16 protein-coding genes, 1 tRNA gene and 1 pseudogene are annotated in these 18,132 nt (G+C 40.9%); 16 read left to right on the top strand and 2 right to left on the bottom strand.

Going from position 1 to position 18,132, the window contains the following annotated elements; all coding sequences use genetic code 11:
• The first annotated feature begins 196 nt into the window (after window positions 1-196).
• The 5 genes from ATHSA_RS04815 to ATHSA_RS04795 all read left to right on the top strand — a co-directional run bounded on the left by ATHSA_RS04815 (window position 197) and on the right by ATHSA_RS04795 (window position 8,115).
• Window positions 197-1,204, top strand: coding sequence for a bifunctional 3-deoxy-7-phosphoheptulonate synthase/chorismate mutase (locus tag ATHSA_RS04815; RefSeq protein WP_161848007.1), 1,008 nt, complete (start codon window positions 197-199; stop codon window positions 1,202-1,204).
• Entirely contained in the window at window positions 1,201-2,454 is a 1,254-nt protein-coding gene (gene aroA, locus ATHSA_RS04810; RefSeq protein ID WP_161848006.1) for a 3-phosphoshikimate 1-carboxyvinyltransferase, read from the top strand. Before ATHSA_RS04815 ends, aroA begins: the two co-directional genes overlap by 4 nt.
• The gene (aroC, locus tag ATHSA_RS04805) at window positions 2,451-3,548 is read left to right on the top strand and encodes a chorismate synthase (RefSeq protein WP_161848005.1); all 1,098 of its coding nucleotides are present in this window, start codon (window positions 2,451-2,453) and stop codon (window positions 3,546-3,548) included. Before aroA ends, aroC begins: the two co-directional genes overlap by 4 nt.
• A complete protein-coding gene (locus ATHSA_RS04800) occupies window positions 3,532-4,974 on the top strand; it encodes a shikimate kinase (protein ID WP_161848004.1) in 1,443 nt (480 codons plus the stop codon). Before aroC ends, ATHSA_RS04800 begins: the two co-directional genes overlap by 17 nt.
• 69 nt (window positions 4,975-5,043) lie before the next feature.
• Complete coding sequence (locus tag ATHSA_RS04795) at window positions 5,044-8,115, top strand: leucine-rich repeat domain-containing protein (protein WP_161848003.1); 3,072 nt, start codon at window positions 5,044-5,046, stop codon at window positions 8,113-8,115.
• 25 nt (window positions 8,116-8,140) lie between these two features.
• On the opposite strand, the gene ATHSA_RS04790 is transcribed toward ATHSA_RS04795, so the two are convergent.
• Both ATHSA_RS04790 and ATHSA_RS04785 read right to left on the bottom strand, forming a co-directional pair.
• Entirely contained in the window at window positions 8,141-8,461 is a 321-nt protein-coding gene (locus tag ATHSA_RS04790) for a hypothetical protein (protein WP_161848002.1), read from the bottom strand.
• Window positions 8,458-9,498, bottom strand: a complete 1,041-nt coding sequence (locus ATHSA_RS04785; protein ID WP_161848001.1) for a lysylphosphatidylglycerol synthase transmembrane domain-containing protein — start codon at window positions 9,496-9,498, stop codon at window positions 8,458-8,460. Before ATHSA_RS04785 ends, ATHSA_RS04790 begins: the two co-directional genes overlap by 4 nt.
• 111 nt (window positions 9,499-9,609) lie before the next feature.
• Here ATHSA_RS04785 and ATHSA_RS04780 point away from each other — a divergent pair.
• The 11 genes and pseudogenes from ATHSA_RS04780 (at window position 9,610) to ATHSA_RS04735 (ending at window position 18,131) form a co-directional block, all read left to right on the top strand.
• Window positions 9,610-9,685: transfer RNA gene (locus ATHSA_RS04780), tRNA-Lys, on the top strand.
• A 116-nt stretch (window positions 9,686-9,801) separates the two neighbouring features.
• Window positions 9,802-10,359 (top strand): translation initiation factor IF-3, encoded by a 558-nt coding sequence (gene infC, locus ATHSA_RS04775; protein ID WP_161848000.1) that lies wholly within the window; start codon window positions 9,802-9,804, stop codon window positions 10,357-10,359.
• Window positions 10,360-10,427: 68 nt separating this feature from the next.
• The gene (rpmI, locus tag ATHSA_RS04770) at window positions 10,428-10,613 is read left to right on the top strand and encodes a 50S ribosomal protein L35 (protein WP_161847999.1); all 186 of its coding nucleotides are present in this window, start codon (window positions 10,428-10,430) and stop codon (window positions 10,611-10,613) included.
• A gap of 14 nt (window positions 10,614-10,627) precedes the next feature.
• Window positions 10,628-10,990 (top strand): 50S ribosomal protein L20, encoded by a 363-nt coding sequence (gene rplT / locus ATHSA_RS04765; RefSeq protein WP_161847998.1) that lies wholly within the window; start codon window positions 10,628-10,630, stop codon window positions 10,988-10,990.
• A gap of 18 nt (window positions 10,991-11,008) precedes the next feature.
• Complete coding sequence (ppdK, locus tag ATHSA_RS04760) at window positions 11,009-13,687, top strand: pyruvate, phosphate dikinase (RefSeq protein ID WP_161847997.1); 2,679 nt, start codon at window positions 11,009-11,011, stop codon at window positions 13,685-13,687.
• Window positions 13,684-13,950, top strand: coding sequence for an ATP-binding protein (locus tag ATHSA_RS10280; protein WP_197739239.1), 267 nt, complete (start codon window positions 13,684-13,686; stop codon window positions 13,948-13,950). The genes ppdK and ATHSA_RS10280 overlap by 4 nt, the downstream gene beginning before the upstream one ends.
• A gap of 36 nt (window positions 13,951-13,986) precedes the next feature.
• Window positions 13,987-15,048: a M24 family metallopeptidase gene (locus tag ATHSA_RS04750; RefSeq protein WP_197739238.1), complete on the top strand. Its 1,062-nt coding sequence runs from the start codon at window positions 13,987-13,989 to the stop codon at window positions 15,046-15,048.
• A gap of 14 nt (window positions 15,049-15,062) precedes the next feature.
• On the top strand, window positions 15,063-15,623 hold the full coding sequence (efp, locus tag ATHSA_RS04745) for an elongation factor P (RefSeq protein WP_161847996.1): 561 nt from the start codon (window positions 15,063-15,065) through the stop codon (window positions 15,621-15,623).
• Complete coding sequence (locus ATHSA_RS04740; RefSeq protein ID WP_161847995.1) at window positions 15,610-16,005, top strand: Asp23/Gls24 family envelope stress response protein; 396 nt, start codon at window positions 15,610-15,612, stop codon at window positions 16,003-16,005. Before efp ends, ATHSA_RS04740 begins: the two co-directional genes overlap by 14 nt.
• A 2-nt stretch (window positions 16,006-16,007) precedes the next feature.
• Window positions 16,008-16,403, top strand: a pseudogene (gene nusB, locus ATHSA_RS10275) (transcription antitermination factor NusB); the annotation flags it as partial.
• 72 nt (window positions 16,404-16,475) lie between these two features.
• Window positions 16,476-18,131, top strand: coding sequence for a formate--tetrahydrofolate ligase (locus ATHSA_RS04735; RefSeq protein ID WP_408626223.1), 1,656 nt, complete (start codon window positions 16,476-16,478; stop codon window positions 18,129-18,131).
• Window position 18,132: the final 1 nt, after the last annotated feature.

The raw sequence follows: 18,132 nt of genomic DNA, 5'->3' as shown, positions 1-18,132 counted from the left end.
GGTATTTGGCATTTTAAAAACATTTTATGGTAAAATAATTTCAATATGTATCGTGGAGGTATCAGATGACGGTTCTACTTTCAGGAAATTACTGGTATTACGGATGCGCCCGGTTTATGGTGTGCAGGCCGTAATTTAGCATATCATAAATCGGGGACTTAAAAGGTCCCCGAAATTTTTTTAAGGAGGTCATCGAATGATAATAGTGATGAAAGCGAAGGCGTCTGAGGAAGATTTGAGAAGGGTTGTGGAACTTGCAAAGAGTTTCAATTTTGAGACGAATATCTCAAAAGGTGCAGAAAAGACGATCGTCGGAATAATAGGCGAAAAGGTTTACGAAAGGAGAGAAGCCTTTGAAGCCTTAAATTGCGTAGAAGAGGTTATTCCCGTCCTAAAGCCATTTAAACTCGTCTCGAGAGAATTTCATCCGGAAAAGACAGTTATCGAATGCGGTGATGAAAAGATAGGAGATAGATTTCAATTCATAGCCGGTCCATGTGCCGTAGAATCGAGAGATCAAATGCAAAGAGAGGCCGAGTTTTTGTCAAATCTTGGAGTTAAATTCTTAAGAGGAGGTGCATTTAAGCCAAGAACTTCCCCGTATTCATTTCAGGGCCTTGGCGTTGAAGGACTAAAAATTCTTCGGGAAGTTGGGGATCAATACAACATGAAGGTCGTAAGCGAAATGATGTCTCCAGAGGATCTTCCTTTATTTGAGGAATACGTCGATGTTATCCAGATAGGAACAAGAAACATGCAAAATTACAGATTACTCGAAAAAGTGGGCCATTCAACGAAACCGGTCATTTTAAAGCGTGGATTCATGTCAACGATAGAGGAATGGCTTTTGGCCGCCGAGTATCTTTACTATCATGGAAATTCAAAGATAATATTGTGTGAGAGGGGCATAAGGACTTTCGAAAAGTACACAAGAAACACTCTCGATATCGCCGCCGTTCCACTTGTAAAAATACTTTCACACCTTCCAATTATAGTGGATCTAAGCCACGCAACCGGCAGGCGAGATCTAATTCCACCTCTTTCCAAAGCAGTTGTTGCCGCGGGCGCCGATGGAGTGATGATCGAAGTTCACGAAAATCCAGAAAAGGCACTTTCAGATGGCCAGCAAAGCCTTAATTTTGAAGAGTTTTATAAAACCTACGACTCATCAATGGAATTGATCAGGGTGATGGAGGAAATATGAAAATACAGCCTGCAAAAAGTATAAGGGGAGAGATCAAAGTCCCGCCTGATAAATCTATAACGCACAGGATGATCTTCTTTGCCGCCATGGCGAAAGACAGATGCGAGATCGAAAATCCTTTGATGGCCGATGATACTTTGAGAACTTTAGATCTTGTCAAAAACGTTGGATCAGACGTTGAATACAATAAAGGAAAACTCTCTATACGAATGGAAAAAATTTCGGAGCCAATTTCGCCGATATTCTGCGGAAACTCTGGAACAACGGCAAGATTGGGACTTGGTTTTCTTTCGAGACTTCCTTTATTTTCCGTGATATACGGAGACGAATCTCTTTCTTCGAGACCTATGGATAGAGTTGTAGAGCCTTTATCCCTGCTTGGATCGATCTTTGATGGAAGGAATGAAGCGTCTAATCTTCCAATTTCCGTAAGAGGTGGCATCGTAAAACACGCGAATTACAGATCAAAGGTCGCAAGTGCCCAAGTCAAAAGTGCATTTATAATCGCTGCGACTGCCGGTGATGGAGTTTCAACTTATACAGAGCCAATTACAAGCCGAGATCATACCGAGAGATTTTTGAATGCCTTCGGAATAACTATAAAGAAGGGAAATTTGATAGAGATAAAACCTTCGATAATCCCATCATTCAAATCAAGGGTTGTCGGAGATTTTTCTTCGGCCGCCTTTTTTGTAACGTTAGGCGTGTGTCATCGAAATGCCATTTTGGATATAAAAGATGTTGGATTGAATGAAACGAGGACTGGATTTTTAAATGTCTTAAAAAGAATGGGGGCAAAGATTGAAATAAGAAACGTTAAAAACGATTTTGAGCCTTACGGAGACTTGCACGTCGAAAGTTCTAATTTGGAGGGGACCGAAGTACTTGACGAAGAGATCCCGTCTGTTATAGACGAAATACCTCTTATTGCCCTTTTGGGAGTATTTGCAAAGGGTAGAACAGTGGTAAGGGGCGCGTCTGAGTTAAGAAAGAAAGAGTCAGACAGAATAAAGGCCATAGTTTCCGTTCTCTCCAAGATGGGCGTTCATATAGAAGAATTTGAAGATGGGTTTGAAGTTGAAGGATCCAAATTAGAAGGTGCCAAGATAGATCCTTACGGTGATCATAGAATAGCGATGATGGCAGCCATTGCGGGATTATGCGGAAATGGCGTTGAACTGACAGATCCAAAAGTGGTTTCGATAAGTTATCCGTCATTTTTTGAAGATTTGGAGAAGGTGGAAAGATGAAAATAATGACCTCTGGAGAATCTCACGGATATGGTTTTTACGGAATAATTGAGGGATTCCCATCTCATTTTAAGATAGACGTTGAAAGGATAAACAGCAGATTGAGGCTAAGGCAATCCGTTTTCGGTCGTGGGGATAGAATGAAAATAGAAGATGACAAGGTCGAGATAAAGACAGGTTTATGGAATGGAGAAACTACCGGATCACCGATAACTTTTTTTATACCAAACAGATCGTTAACGCCCCCAAATGAGAGAACCTCTATACCGCGACCCGGTCATGCCGATCTTGGAGGCATGATGAAATTCGACTTTGACGATACAAGAATTATAACCGAAAGGGCAAGCGCAAGAAGAACTGTAATGGATGTCGCAATTGGCGAATTCGCCAGCCAATTCCTTGAGAGTCTGGGGATAAAGGTCTACGGGTTTACAAAGGGCATTGGAGGGATAGAAACGAATTTGATGGCCGATAACGAGCCAGAGATAGGTAAACATCCATTGTTATGTCCCGATAAGAAGGCCGAAGAAAAGATGATCGAGATGATAAATGAGGCTTACAAAGGTGGGTACACGCTTGGTGGCAAGGTTACAGTCATTGTCAAGGGAATGCCCGCCGGAATAGGAACTTTTACGCAAAGACAAAGAAGGTTGACATCTGTTATCGGCAGGGCGCTTTTTGATATTCCATCTGTAAAGGGAGTTATTTTTGGAGATGAGGATATATGGAAGGTTAAGGGATATGAAGGAGTAGACAGTATCTTCGAAGGATTAAGAAGAAAAACAAATCACGCCGGAGGAATAGAAGGAGGAATGACAAACGGTCAGGATATCGTCATTCATCTAATAGCCAAACCCATTTCAACTCAAAAAAAGGGCGTTAAAAGTGTTGACCTTGATACCATGAAAGAGAGTGAGACAACTTACGTAAGATCCGATACATGCGTTGTTGGAGCCATTGTCATCGTCGCAACGGCCGTTGTGGCGACAGCCGTTATGAATGAGTTGATCGATTCATTTGGCGGATTTACATTTGAAGACCTAAAGGGCAATTTTTCTTCTTACAGGAGGAGAATAGATGAATTTCAAAAATAGAATAGCCCTTGTTGGAATGATGGGCTGTGGCAAGAGCACCGTTGGAAAAAGAATCGCGCAGGTTTTGGGGATGGAATACGTTGATCTTGATTCGGAATTTGAAAGGGTTAACGGAAAGATTGAAGATTATTTTAAAAGGTACGGAGAAGAAAATTTCAGATCCCAAGAAACAAAGATCTTAGAAGATGTATCTAAAAAAGAAGGAATCGTTATCTCAACCGGAGGAGGGATCGTAGAGAATAGGAAAAATCTTGAAATTCTAAAAAGCATGAAGACCTTTTATCTCAAAGTCGATCCCGAAATCCTCTGGAAAAGAGTGAGTCAAAGCGACAGACCTCTTGTGAAGGAGGGAAAAGAAGGATTTCTTAAAAGATTCGAAAGGCGTAAGGCAATTTATGAGAATTTCGAGATCATTGATGCAAATTATCACGACGTTGAAGAGATCATGGCAAAGATAGTTGCCAAATTGGTTGGCTTTGAGAAAATAGACGAATTCGATCTTTACCAGCACGTTGAAATTTTTCATGGCAAAAAATTGGACGGGGTTGATCTTTCGATTGTTTCAAAGAATTTCAAAAATATATGGGACTTCGATGGAATCGAATTTGACGATGGTGAGGGCGCAAAAGATTTACAACACGTTCAAAGAATTTGGAATCTTTTTCATTCGAAGGAATTGAACAGGAATTCTAAAGTTAGAATTGCAGGGGGAGGTACCCTGACAGATATGGCCGGATTCGCATGTATAACTTATATGAGAGGTATGAATTTTGAACTTATTCCAACAACATTTTTGGGGATGGTCGATGCCTCTGTAGGAGGCAAATTCGCGATAAACTTCAATGGAGTAAAGAATTTGATAGGATCATTTGGGAAACCGGACGTTTTGATAGATCCAATTTACGCGTTAAGCCTCGAATATGAAAGATTCATGGAAGGAATCGTCGAAAGCGCAAAGATCGGAATAGTGTACGATAAAGTTCTCTTTGAATACATGGAAGAGAAAGTTGAAAAGATAAAATTGAAAAATCTAAGGGTTATTGATGAAATAATAAGAAGATCTGTCATGGATAAACTCGAAATAACATTTAAAGATCCTCAAGACAAAGAATTAAGGCACATTCTTAATTTCGGTCATACCGTCGGCCATGGCATAGAAAGCGCCTCGAATAACGCTATATCTCATGGAAGGGCCGTCGCTTTGGGAATGATAATTGAATCGAAACTTTTTTCTCCCGCCTTCAATCAAAGAATAAGGAATTTCTTAGACGCACTTGATTTGAAGATCGAAGAGGTCCCGAATTGGAAAAGTTGGATAAAATCTGATAAAAAAAGAGAAAATGATTTTTTGATAATTCCCGTCCTTGAAGAGATAGGTCGATCCCGCCTTGAAAAGATCTGGATCAAAGATCTTTCAGATCTTTGATCTGGTATTTGACTATTTTCCTTAAAAATGATAGAATAATTTGAATTCTAAGACCGGGGAGGAATCAAATTGAAAAGGGTAAGTTTGTGGGGTGCAATATTAGTTTCGGTCCTTGCCATTGCTATGATTTTGGCAGGTTGTGCCATGTTCGTTGCACCTGCACCAAAAGATCTAAGTGCAACTGCATTGAGTTCTAATTCGATTCAATTAACGTGGAATAGCACGGCAAAGACTTTTGTCGTTTACAGAAGTTTGTCTAACGGGAATTTTGCCGAAGTGGCAACCGTACAGTCTACGAGTTACACGGACAAAGGCCTTAATCCTTCAACAACGTATTTCTATCAGGTAAAGGCAAAGAATCAGTACGGCCTTTCAAATCCTTCCAACGTTGCTTCTGCAACGACTTTGATGCTTCCCCCTCAGGCTCCGGTACTTAACGTAACGAATTTTTCAACGAATACAATCTCCCTTTCCTGGTCTGAAAGTCAAAAAGTCGATAATTTCACCATTTACAGGGCAATCAAGAATAGTGCATTTGCACAATTAACTACATTGCAGGGAAACATTTCCAATTATTCAGACAAAAATCTTACTCCCGAGACCACTTACTCTTACAAAATCATTGCATCGAACAAGGGAGGAAATTCCCAATTTTCTAACGTTGTTGTTCAAATGACCAATGGACTTCCTCCACTCCCACCATCGAATTTGAGCGTTACGGATTTTTCTACTAACTCGATAAACCTTTCTTGGAAGAATCCAAAAAATATAACTGGACTTGAAATCTACCAGTCCACTAACCAATCCTCCGTTGTAAAGACCCTTCCTGCCTCTCTGACAACTTACATGGCAACGAATCTTTTATCATCAACACTCTACACTTTCAAGTTAAGAGCATTCAACAAATGGGGATATTCTGACTTTTCGAATATAGTCTCTCAGATGACGAGCGCATTTGGATCTTACTTTCCTCTTAAAGAACAGGTCAACCAAGTTGAGATCTCGGCGGGAGTCCCGCTTGTTGATACTCTTTCCATTAATCCAGTCCAAAGGGCTTTTGAAGATTTCTTCAATTCTCACTGGTTTAACCTTGGAAAGCAAACCAATTCTTCATCTTTCACGATCAAAGAAGATATAATGTCTCGATTGACAGTTTCGAGTACGAATGCCACTATCGTCAATTATGAAATTCTTATTCCTCAGGCTTACAAAGGAGAACCGCGCCAGATGGAAAGCCTTTCATTTGAAGTTACGAAGGCTGGATCCACTGTCTTTTACAGGGGAATACCTTTGATAGACAACGCTAATATCGGAAACGCAACTGGCACTGCCATTTTAAAGTCCCCACAGGGTACCTCTTACGAGAGAAGTTCTTCTTACCTTTCTCTCTCTGTTGGCACCAAAACGTACAACGATGTTCTAAAGGTCGATTTGATACTCAATAACCTTAAGAGAGAATTTTACTTTGCCAGAAATCTTGGAATGATAAAACTCGAAAATTACCTTAACGAAAATAACCTTTGGAAATTCATATCGGCCCTGACCGTAATCAAGCCTGATATAGGAAAATTCGAATACAACCCATCTCCGGCCATTCCCATTTCACCGAAAGTAACCGATCTTTCGACCTCAACTCAAGTAACAATGACGTGGGAATCTACGGGCGGAACTTACGAACTTTACCTTGAAAGAATGGGCGAATGGATAAAAAAGATAGGATCCTCAACGCAGACACATCTTGATCTCGGAAAGTTACCCACCGGAATCTATTCATGGATAGTCGTTACAAGCAATGCAAGCGGTCTTTCAACAGCCTCAAAAGTTGCTACCTTCACCGTTAACATGGGAAAGCAGGTAACTTTTAACAATCCTCAACTTGAATCCATAGTCAGATCAATTCTCAATATTCCCGAAGGACCTCTTTACGAATCAGAACTTTCGAAAATAACTGAAATAAAGAATAACTGGCCTTCGAATTCTAATATGCTTTCTAACCTTGATGGAATAGAGTATCTGACCAATCTTGCAACGCTTGATCTTGTTGGAAACAACATAAGCGATATATCACCTTTGAAGGGATTAAAATTAAAATCGATCGATCTCAGTTACAACCATATAAAGGATATAAGCGCTCTTTCGACCATGACTTCTTTGATAAGTCTCGATCTTTCACACAACGAAATTTCAGACATAACACCTCTTGCCTCTCTTACCTCTTTGAAAATGCTTAATCTCTCCTCGAATGATATCGAGAATATAAATGCGATAAAGAACTTAAAGAATCTGGAATCTCTCGATTTAAGTTCGAATCATATAAGCGATGTAACACCGATAGAGGACCTTGGTCAATCTATTTTAAGTCTCGATATAAGTTATAACCCGATTCCTTTCTCTCAATTGAAGTTCATTGAGAACTGGACCCAACTTCACAACCTTGGAATGAGCGGATTCAACCTTGACAGTTCACAAATAACCTTTGTGTCCAAATTTTCATCTCTAAGATCTCTCGATCTCGGCTTTAACAGACTCACGAATATAACTCCCCTGGCAAGTTTAACTGGATTGAGAGAACTCTTCCTTTACTCGAACATGATAAAGGATATAAGTCCACTGGCGAATTTGAAGAATCTCGAATGGTTAAATGCGGGAGCGAATATGATAAGCAACCTTACTCCGTTGCAAAATCTTAACAATTTAAAATTCCTTGATCTCGAAATAAACAACATTTCTGACATTTCTCCGTTGTTGAGTCTTTCGAATCTCGAGATACTTAATCTCAACTTCAACAGGATAAATCTCAAATACACGCCTTCCTTTAACAGCATGCTTCATCTTATATGGCTCATGCTCAATTCGAATGACGTGTCTGACTTCACAATAGTCTCGACGGCACCGGATCTATGGATATTAGAGTTATCTTCAAACAAAATCTCGGATACATCACCTCTCGGAACGATGAAATACCTATTAAGAGTTGATCTTTCTTCGAACAAGATAAATTCAATGAACGCAATAATAAATGACATGTATTTGAAGATCGGATCGATCGTTGATATAAGCGGGAATCAGGTTACTTCATCACCTGACTTTGCCTCAAATGTGAACAAATTAGAAGGTAGAGGAATAAAGGTAATTTATTAAAGACATCGAGACAAAAAAGGCGTGATCACGCCTTTTTTGTTTTTTTAGAGGTAAAAATTGGCGCAAGAGAGATGAAAAACCCTCCGAAAAGTTCCATTCCCTTTATCTGTGAGCATTGGCGGAAATAAAAGTAAGTGTTTATCATCGCGAATATTCCTATAAAAAATAGGATATAAGGTCCTATTTTTTGGAATTTCAGAGAAAAGACAAAGAAAATTCCCGCAGATATGAATATCACAAGGCCGTACCAATTAAACGGTACAAATGGAGATTTAGGAATCATTAACAAAGAAATGAATCCGAGCGTTATTCCTAAAAGGATAACAATAGAGTAAATTATTCTCACCTTTTTTTCACCATCCTCGACAAAGAAATTGATAAAAATATTATTCCGCTTATCGTAAGAGGGACAAAGTAACTTAAAATTCTCCATTCGAGAGTTACGGTCCCGAGAAATTTTGACGGTATTAAGGTAGAGAAAAAAAGAAAAAATCCGCTTTCAGCGATGCCGGAAGATCCGGGCGTTGGAGAAAAAAAGATCACCATCGTCGCTATCGCCTGAAGCGATAAAACATCTATCATTCCCTTTGGGATATTTTCAAAAATTCCAAATGATTGAACGGCCGCGAATGCCAAAAAAAGATGGGCAAGTGCTGATACTAATGCAAGAAAGAAGACCGCTATAACCAACTTCCAATTTCTCGAGATCAATCTAAGGCTCTCGGTGTAATTTTGAAATTCTTTTTCTACCTTTGAATTCAGATCGGGAATTTTTGGACTCAATCTTTTACTGAACCTTAAAAGATTTATAAACCATTTAACTATTTTGATCATGTAATTCCTTGATTTAACACTTATATTCGCAAGTACAAGGATCAAAATTCCTCCAACGGAAATCAAAAAACCTATCAACGATAGGATAAATACGACTTCATTTCTGCTTATGATGGGAATGGCGTCTATAAATCCAAAAGCGGCCAAAAATACCATCGCACTTTGTTTTACCACGTATCTAAGTTCTGTCACAGAAATCGAAGTTCCAAGATTTATTCCGTTGTTTTTGAGATACGCTATTTGAAAAACACTTCCGCCAGTTGAGGCCGGTGAAAGTTTGTTGAAGAAGATTCCTATCACAGACATGTTAAAGGATTTCAAAAGTGAGAACTTAACATTAGTTATTTTCAAGATCATGAGATAGGTTATAAGTGTATCCATAAGCCAAGAGATCATCAAACTTAAAATGCCTATACTTCCCCATGCGTTTCCAAAAAAGAAATTAAGGACCTTTGACCACTCTATCCCGCCGCTGAATGTGCTTAAAAAATACAAGGTAACTGACGATACCACGCCAAGGAATATAATGTATATGATTATACGTTTCATTTCTTCCTCTCGATCTCTACTTTAAACAATTATATACCAAACAAAACTAAATGAATAGCCACGTGTTGACAAAAAGATATTATGTGATATAATACATTTTGGTAAAAATCGGGGCCATTAGCTCAGCTGGTAGAGCAACTGACTCTTAATCAGTAGGCCGCAGGTTCGAATCCTGTATGGCCCACCAATATTTGAAGTAGAAGCCGCCGCTTCTCACCTCCACCTTAGAAGGGAAGAGGTTTTGGAGTACTGTCTTTTCATGACGGGTGGCTTGTGTCACCCGAATTTTCATATTAAGAGGTGATGATAATAGCAAAGAGCGAGTTTTTGAAAAATGAGGAAATACATTACCCTACGGTAAGGTTAATAGGACCTGATGGTGCCCAACTTGGAATCGTAAAGCGCAACGAGGCGCTTCAAAAAGCAGAAGAATATGGTATGGACTTGGTACTTGTTTCATCCTCGTCCAATCCGCCTGTGTGCAAAATAATGGACTTTGGTAAGTACATCTACGAACAAAACAAGAAGCAAAAAAAATCGAGAAATGTCTCTGACGTGTTGAAACAGATGAAGTTCAGGCCCAAGATAGACGAACATGATTACCAGACAAAACTTTCTCACGTCAGAAATTTCATAGAGAATGGCAACAAGGTCAGAATAACGATAATGTTCCGAGGAAGAGAAATGGCCTTTACCGATAAGGGAAAGGAAATACTCGACAGGATCGCAAAAGATCTTTCCGATGTGGCAGAGATCGATTCCCCTCCGATGTTAGAGGGGCGTGACATGCGAATGGGATTAAGGCCAAAGAAGGTTTCTTCGGCTGCCAAAGAAAATGTGGGCGAAACGCCTGCGAATTGATGTCAAAAATAGTTACGTTGAAAGGAGGAAGGGCGCATCATTTGCGCTCGGATGCTATGAAGTCAAAAATGAAAACTCGAAAGAGTGCCGCGAAGAGATTCCATGTAACTGGTTCTGGTAAGATTCTAAGAGAATCGGCGAAAAGGAACCACAAAAATTACCACAAGTCTGCCTCTCAAAAAAGAAGGCTTGATCTCAAAAAGGTACTTTCCAAACCTGATACAAAAAGAGCAAGAAGAACGTTGGGTATTTGAAGGAGATGTGAAAGATGCGTATTAAAAGAGGTATTACAAAGAGGCAGAGACACAACAAAGTTCTCAACGCCGTAAAAGGTCATCTTGGAGCCCGCCGCAGACATTACAGATATGCAAAAGAGGCCGTAACGAAAGCGGGTATCAATGCCTACATAGGAAGAAAACAGAAAAAAAGATCGATGAGATCCCTTTGGATAACGAGAATAAATATAGCGGCAAGGAATGCCGGGCTCAAATACAGCGATATGATGCATGGGCTCGATTTAGCGGGAATAAACATAAACAGAAAAATGCTTGCCCAACTTGCCGTAGAGGATATCGATGCTTTTAATTCGTACGTTGAAATAGCGAAAAAACATCTTGTAAATGTTCAGTGATATCGATGGAGGTGTATGATGGCTAAAAAATACGTTTATTTCTTTGGAAATGGTGTAGCCGAAGGTGGCGCCGAAATGAAAGACATCCTCGGTGGAAAGGGCGCTAACCTTGCAGAAATGGTTAAGATAGGCATATCAGTTCCTCCCGGCTTTACGATAAGTGCCGAGATATGCGATTATTATTACAAACATTCAAAGACATATCCTCCCGAATTGAAAGCGGAAGTTGAGGAGAATATGAGAAGGCTTGAAAAAGCCACGGGAAAGAAATTCGGCGATGCGAAGAATCCGTTGCTTGTCTCTGTCAGATCTGGAGCGGCAGTTTCAATGCCCGGTATGATGGACACGATTCTCAATCTCGGCCTTAACGACGAAACCGTCCTTGGCCTTGCGAAGTTGACATCCAACGAACGCTTTGCTTACGACTCTTACAGAAGATTTATACAGATGTTCGGCGATGTGGCGCTGGGCATAGATCATAACAAATTCGAAAAAGAAATAGAGGCCGTAAAGGCAAAAAGAGGAATAAAACTCGATACAGAAATGAATGTCAGCGAACTTAAAGAACTCGTAGAAAGATATAAAAATTTGTACAAAAAAGAAGGAAAGGAATTTCCTCAAGATCCGAACAAGCAATTGTGGATTGCGATAGATGCCGTTTTTGGATCGTGGATGAACAAGAGGGCCATCGAGTACAGAAGAATAAACAAGATACCCGAAGGTTCGATGCTCGGCACGGCCGTGAGCGTCGTCTCAATGGTCTTTGGAAATATGGGAGATGACAGCGGGACAGGAGTCGCTTTCACAAGAGATCCGTCCACTGGAGAGAAGAGAAGGTACGGAGAATTTCTCAGAAATGCCCAAGGAGAAGATGTCGTTGCAGGAATAAGAACTCCTGAAGATCTTGAAGGCCTTAAGAAGGTTTCGAAAGAGGCCTACGATGAACTTTACAGGATATTCGATATTCTTGAAAAGCACTATAAAGATATGCAGGATGTGGAGTTTACCGTTGAACACGGAAAACTTTACATGCTTCAAACAAGAAGTGCAAAGAGAACTGCCCGTGCGGCCGTAAAGGTGGCCGTTGACATGGTCAAAGAAAAGTTGATAGACAAAAAGACAGCCATCATGCGCGTTACACCAGATCAAGTCGACCAACTCCTCCACCCCATGTTTGATACGAATGAAAAGAAAAAGGCAATTGCCGAAAAGCGCATGATAACAACAGGTCTTGCGGCCTCTCCGGGTGCTGCCACAGGTAAGGTTGTATTCGATGCCGATAAGGCTGCCACTCTTGGAAAGAAAGAGCCTGTAATTCTTGTAAGACCAGAAACCTCTGCCGAGGACGTCGCGGGGATGGCCGGAGCGGAAGGAATTTTGACGGCAAGAGGTGGAAGAACATCTCACGCCGCAGTCGTTGCAAGAGGCATGGGAAAGTGCGCAGTTGTCGGTGCGGAATCCATAAACGTTGATGACGAACACAAACTCTTCACCGTTAACGGCGTAACTGTCAAAGAAGGAGACTGGCTCTCCATAGATGGAACAACCGGAGAGGTATTTCTCGGTCAGATAAAGACGATAAAGCCGGAAGGTCTCGAAGGCGATCTCGCAACGCTTCTCAAATGGGCCGACCAGGTAAGAAGACTTGGCGTAAGGACAAATGCAAATACGCCAACAGACGCAAGAGTTGCAAGAGAATTCGGTGCAGAAGGAATAGGACTTTGCAGAACTGAACGCATGTTCTTTGCGAATGATAGAATACCGGCCGTAAGACAGATGATCTTTTCTAATACTCGCGAGCAAAGAGAAAAAGCGCTTGATAAGATAATGCCAATGCAAAAGGAAGATTTCAAAGCCATATTCAGAGAGATGAATGGAAAACCTGTTACGATAAGGCTTATAGATCCTCCATTGCACGAATTCCTTCCTCAGGATGAAGAAACCTTAAAGCAACTTGCAAAGGATATGGGTTTAAGTTACGAAGAGATTCTCGACAGGGCGGCGGCCTTGAAGGAATTCAACCCGATGCTCGGGCATAGAGGATGCAGACTTGAAATAACCTATCCAGAAATACCGACAATGCAGGTCAAGGCCATAATACAGGCTGCCATTGAATTGATAAAGGAAGAAAAGATAAATGTCATACCCGAGATAATGGTGCCACTTGTCGGTCATGTCAACGAGTTGAAATTTTTAAAAGAAATCATAACTAAAACTGCCGATGAACTGATAAAGCAAAGTGGAGTTAAACTCACCTACCTTGTCGGAACGATGGTTGAAATACCGAGAGCGGCCGTTACCGCAGATCAGATCGGAAAAGAGGCCCAGTTCTTCTCTTTCGGTACAAATGATCTCACCCAGACTACTTTCGGATACAGCCGTGATGACAGCGGTAAATTCCTCAACGATTATCTCGAAAAAGGTATAATACCTGTCGATCCGTTTAAGACTCTCGACAAAGATGGAGTGGGCGAACTCGTAAGGATTGGAACGAAGAAAGGAAAGAAGGTCAATCCACATCTCGAGGTTGGTATATGCGGAGAACACGGTGGAGATCCCGATTCGATAAAGATAGTTGATGAAATAGGAATCGATTACGTGAGTTGTTCTCCTTACAGGGTACCAATTGCGAGACTCGCAGCGGCCCAGTCGACGATAGAATTGAAAGAAAAAAGGTCAAAGAAGAATAAGAAATGAAAAGGAGGGGCACTCTAAGGTGCCCTTCATTTTCAGAGGAGGAAGTTATGACCAAAAAATTCTCAATCGAGATTGATTTTAAACTCTGTAAATCGTGCGGAATATGTTATTGGGTCTGTCCAACCCACGCGATAGTAAAAGGAGAACTCGAAGCCCCAAAAATCGAAAGCAACGAAAAATGTATAGGTTGTATGCAATGCGCAAATCTGTGTCCTGATTTTGCCATAAATATACGACAAGCCGGAGTTAGAGTACCCTCTTGAATATATGTTATAATTTTTAGGATCGGAGGGATCAAATTGAAAAGAGACAGAACGTCTGAACTGTACCAAAGAGTAAAATCAAAGGTCGACTATTTCTTGTCGATAACTTCGGAAGGATCTAATACAACGGTAAGATATTTGAGTGGATTTACAGGAGATACAGGATGCGTAATAGTTGGAGAGAAAGAGAGATTCCTACTCGTTGATTCAAGATTTTACACGCAGGCTTCTGAAGAATCGAATTTTGAAATGGTAAAGGTTGAAAATGCATCTCTTGTGAAAAAAGCGATCGAGATTTTAAAGGGTAAAACCGTTGGAATAGAAGGATCGAGATTTTTTTACTCTTGGTACAAAGAACTTTCAGATCAGGTAAAGATAGAGGACGTCGAAGAAGAGGTAAGTGCCATTCGTGCCGTAAAGGATGACGAAGAAGTAGAAAAGATAAGGAAAGCGATAAAAGTCGCCGAAAATGCACTTACAAAAACACTTGAAAGGTTCAGGATCGGCATGACAGAGAAAGAATTCGCGGCCATTTTAGAATATGAGATGAAAACAAATGGTGCGTCTAAACCTTCCTTTGACACGATAGTGGCCTCCGGATACAGAGGGGCTCTTCCCCATGGACTTGCTTCTGACAAAAAGATCGAGAGTGGAGAAATGTTAGTCGTTGATTTTGGATCGCTTGTCGATGGGTACTGTAGCGATTTGACAAGAACATTTGCCGTGGGCAAAGTCTCTCAGGAAGAAAAGGATGCATACGATGCCGTCTTACAAGCACAACTTACCGCAATAGAAAGATCGAAAGCCGGCATACCCGGCAAAGAAATAGATTCTTACGCAAGGAACTTTCTCAAAGAAAAGAAATTGGATTCCTACTTTGGTCATGGCCTTGGCCACGGCCTTGGAATGGACGTTCACGAATCTCCATTCCTAAATACAAGATATGATAAGCCAATAAATGACAGGGTTGTCATAACATTTGAGCCCGGCGTCTACATTCCGGGGAAATTCGGTATAAGAATAGAAGATGATGTCTTGCTTACAGAAAATGGGCACGAGGTGCTCTCGAATTTCAAAAAGACCTTTACAGTTATATAAGGGAGGTTTTGCCTTTGATCGATGTAACAGATCTTAGAAAGGGAATGCACATAATAATTGATGGAAAGATTTACACCGTCGTGGAATTTGAAATGCATAAGATGGGGCGCGGTCATAGTGCGGTTGTTAGGACAAGGCTAAAAGATGTGCTTACGGGTCTTGTGCAGGATAAAACTTTCAAAAGCGGAGATCAGGTCGAGGAGGCAACACTTACGCTGAGGGCCGCTCAGTATCTGTACAAGGACGATAATTTTGCCTATTTTATGACTAATGACAATTACGATCAGTATTCTCTTCCTCTTGGAGATTTGGAAGAAGAGATAAAGTTCATGAAGGAGAATATGGAACTGAATTTGCTTTTTCACGATGACAAGGTCATAGGTGTGCTTTTACCGACAACGGTAGTCCTCGAAGTGGTAGAAACAGATCCGGGCTTTAAAGGAGATACCGTCGCAGGAAGTGGCAAGCCGGCCATTCTTGAGACTGGATTGAGAATCAACATACCTTTCTTCGTTAACAAAGGAGAAAAGGTAAAAGTAGATACAAGGACGGGTGAGTACATTGAGCGAGCGTGAACAGGTTAACCAGAATCAGCCAAATAGAGGAAAAATAGAGATCTCCGATCAGGTTATAAGCAACGTTGTAATTCTTACACTTGCAAAACAAGAAGGAAAGGAGATCACCCAAAAATCGAGAGATTACAAATATTACAGAAAACAGGTAACGATAGAAAGACCAGACGATAACAGTGTTGCAATATCTGTAAAGGTAAGAATAAAGTATGGAGAAAAAATACCCGAGGTAACCTCTCAGGTTCAGCAAGCGATAAAAAAAGAGGTCGAGAGTATAACGGGACTTAAAGTTGTAAGCGTTAACGTTTTGGTAGAGGATGTAATAGGTCTAAAGAGCAAGGACACAAATGAAGAAGCAGAAGGAAAAGAGGACAATAAACAGTAAAAGTGAGTGAAAAACATCATAGAAGGCTTTTAAGAGAACTGGCCTTTAAATCTATATATCAGATGGAATTTCAGGATCTTCTTCCATCCGAAGCTGTTAGAAATGTTTGCGAGATGGAGGAGATAGATGGTGTTTATGAAAAAGAAGTGGAACGGCTGGCTTTTAATATAATTTCCAAAAAAAATGAAATAGATAAAACGATAAAAAATTACATCGTTGGATGGACACTTGAGAGGTTGCCTCTTGTTTCCAAGGACATACTAAGGCTCGGTGTCTACGAATTGCTCTTTGAAGACAGTATACCGATAGAAGTTTCAATAGATGAGGCAGTTGAAATTGCAAAAAAATTTGGGACAGATGGGGACAGAAAATTCATAAATGGCGTTTTGGATAGAATAGCCAAAGAACTTGCAAACAAAGAAAAGATTTCCCTTATGAAGAAAAATTTAAAAAAAGAGGAGGAAGAAAAAATGAATGCGAAAATGAACACGATGAAGCCAATAACAGAGATAGGCAAAATGATAGGCATCGAGCCTGATCAATTAATACCATACGGAAAGTACATGGCAAAGATACCTCACCAACTGATCAAGGACTTCGAAAGCAAAAAAAACGGTAAACTCATAATAGTTACGGCCATAACGCCAACGCCTGCAGGGGAAGGAAAGACTACAACAAGCATAGGCCTTTCTCTCGGCCTTAACAGGATCGGGAAAAAGGCCATTGTGACTTTGAGAGAACCATCCCTTGGTCCTGTTTTTGGTGTAAAGGGTGGCGCAACCGGTGGTGGAAAGGCCCAAGTTCTTCCCATGGAAGAGATAAATCTCCACTTCACCGGCGATATTCATGCCGTAAGCGCGGCCCACAACCTGCTTGCCGCCATGATCGATGCCCACATACACAATGGAAATGAACTTAACATAGACGTGAGAAAAGTCAGATGGCCAAGAACGATAGACATGAATGACAGAGCGCTGAGAAACGTTGTTGTAGCACTTGGAGGATCTTCGAACGGTTTCCCACGAGAGACGGGATACGTTATAACGGCAGCATCAGAGGTAATGGCAATACTTTGCCTTGCGGAAAATGTGAATGATCTCAAAGAAAGGCTTTCCAAAATAATAATTGGTGAGACTGTAGATGGAAAGTACGTTACGGCCGGAGATCTCCATGCTCAGGGTGCGATGACGGCACTTTTAAAGGATGCCCTAAATCCAAATTTGGTACAGACGACAGAAAATACACCTGTCATAGTGCACGGCGGACCTTTTGCCAATATCGCACACGGAACCAATTCCATAATAGCCACAAAACTTGCCCTTAAACTTGCGGATTACGTCATAACCGAGACAGGCTTTGCCGCAGATCTTGGAGCAGAAAAGTTCTTCGATGTTGTTTCAAAGTATGCAGATCTCAAACCGGACACAGTGGTTCTTGTTGCAAGCGTTAGGGCTTTGAAGATGCATGGCGGGGAGGACAAGAAAAACCTTAAAAATGAGAATTTAGAAGCACTCAGAAAGGGTATGGAAAATTTAAAGGTACATATCGAGAATATCAAAAAATTCGGTCTTCCCGTAGTCGTTGCCATAAACAAATTCCCAACAGATTCTTCTACCGAGATAAAAACCGTAGAAGAAGAGGTTAAAAAGATGGGAGTAAGGTTTGCACTTAGCGAAGGATTTGAAAAGGGCGGAGAAGGGACAGAATTGTTAGCCAAAACAGTCATCGAATCGATAGAAAAGGATAAAAATGATTTTCACAGGTTATACGACTGGAATCTGCCCGTCAAGGAAAAGATAGAAACTCTTGCGCGCGAGATATACCGCGCCGGTAGGGTAGAATATTCCGCAGATGCACTTAGCGATATAAAGAAGATTGAAAAGACGGGGTACGGACACCTTCCAATTATAATGGCAAAGACACAATCTTCTCTTTCTGACGATCCAAAGGTCATAGGCGCCCCTTCTGGATATACCTTCACGATACGTGAGGTAAAACTTTCAGCGGGTGCTGGATTCATAGTTCCAATATCCGGAGAGATAATGACGATGCCGGGTCTTCCGAAAGAGCCAGCCGCGATAAACATCGATGTTGATGAAGATGGAAATATCACCGGACTATTTTAAG

Origin of the sequence: Athalassotoga saccharophila (assembly GCF_009936215.1) — a bacterium.
GTDB classification, from domain to species: domain Bacteria; phylum Thermotogota; class Thermotogae; order Mesoaciditogales; family Mesoaciditogaceae; genus Athalassotoga; species Athalassotoga saccharophila.
The sequence above is the reverse complement of the archived record's forward strand: the minus strand, read 5'-3'. Positions and strand labels throughout refer to the sequence as shown.

Bases quoted from the DNA above. Each gene is read 5' to 3' on its own strand.
- ATHSA_RS04785 (WP_161848001.1), bottom strand. From the start codon at position 9,498: ATGAAACGTATAATCATATACATTATATTCCTTGGCGTGGTATCGTCA.
- aroC (WP_161848005.1), top strand. From the start codon at position 2,451: ATGAAAATAATGACCTCTGGAGAATCTCACGGATATGGTTTTTACGGA.
- ppdK (WP_161847997.1), top strand. From the start codon at position 11,009: ATGGCTAAAAAATACGTTTATTTCTTTGGAAATGGTGTAGCCGAAGGT.
- ATHSA_RS04815 (WP_161848007.1), top strand. From the start codon at position 197: ATGATAATAGTGATGAAAGCGAAGGCGTCTGAGGAAGATTTGAGAAGG.
- rplT (WP_161847998.1), top strand. From the start codon at position 10,628: ATGCGTATTAAAAGAGGTATTACAAAGAGGCAGAGACACAACAAAGTT.
- rpmI (WP_161847999.1), top strand. From the start codon at position 10,428: ATGAAAACTCGAAAGAGTGCCGCGAAGAGATTCCATGTAACTGGTTCT.
- ATHSA_RS10280 (WP_197739239.1), top strand. From the start codon at position 13,684: ATGAAAAGGAGGGGCACTCTAAGGTGCCCTTCATTTTCAGAGGAGGAA.
- infC (WP_161848000.1), top strand. From the start codon at position 9,802: ATGATAATAGCAAAGAGCGAGTTTTTGAAAAATGAGGAAATACATTAC.
- ATHSA_RS04800 (WP_161848004.1), top strand. From the start codon at position 3,532: ATGAATTTCAAAAATAGAATAGCCCTTGTTGGAATGATGGGCTGTGGC.
- aroA (WP_161848006.1), top strand. From the start codon at position 1,201: ATGAAAATACAGCCTGCAAAAAGTATAAGGGGAGAGATCAAAGTCCCG.
- ATHSA_RS04735 (WP_408626223.1), top strand. From the start codon at position 16,476: ATGAATGCGAAAATGAACACGATGAAGCCAATAACAGAGATAGGCAAA.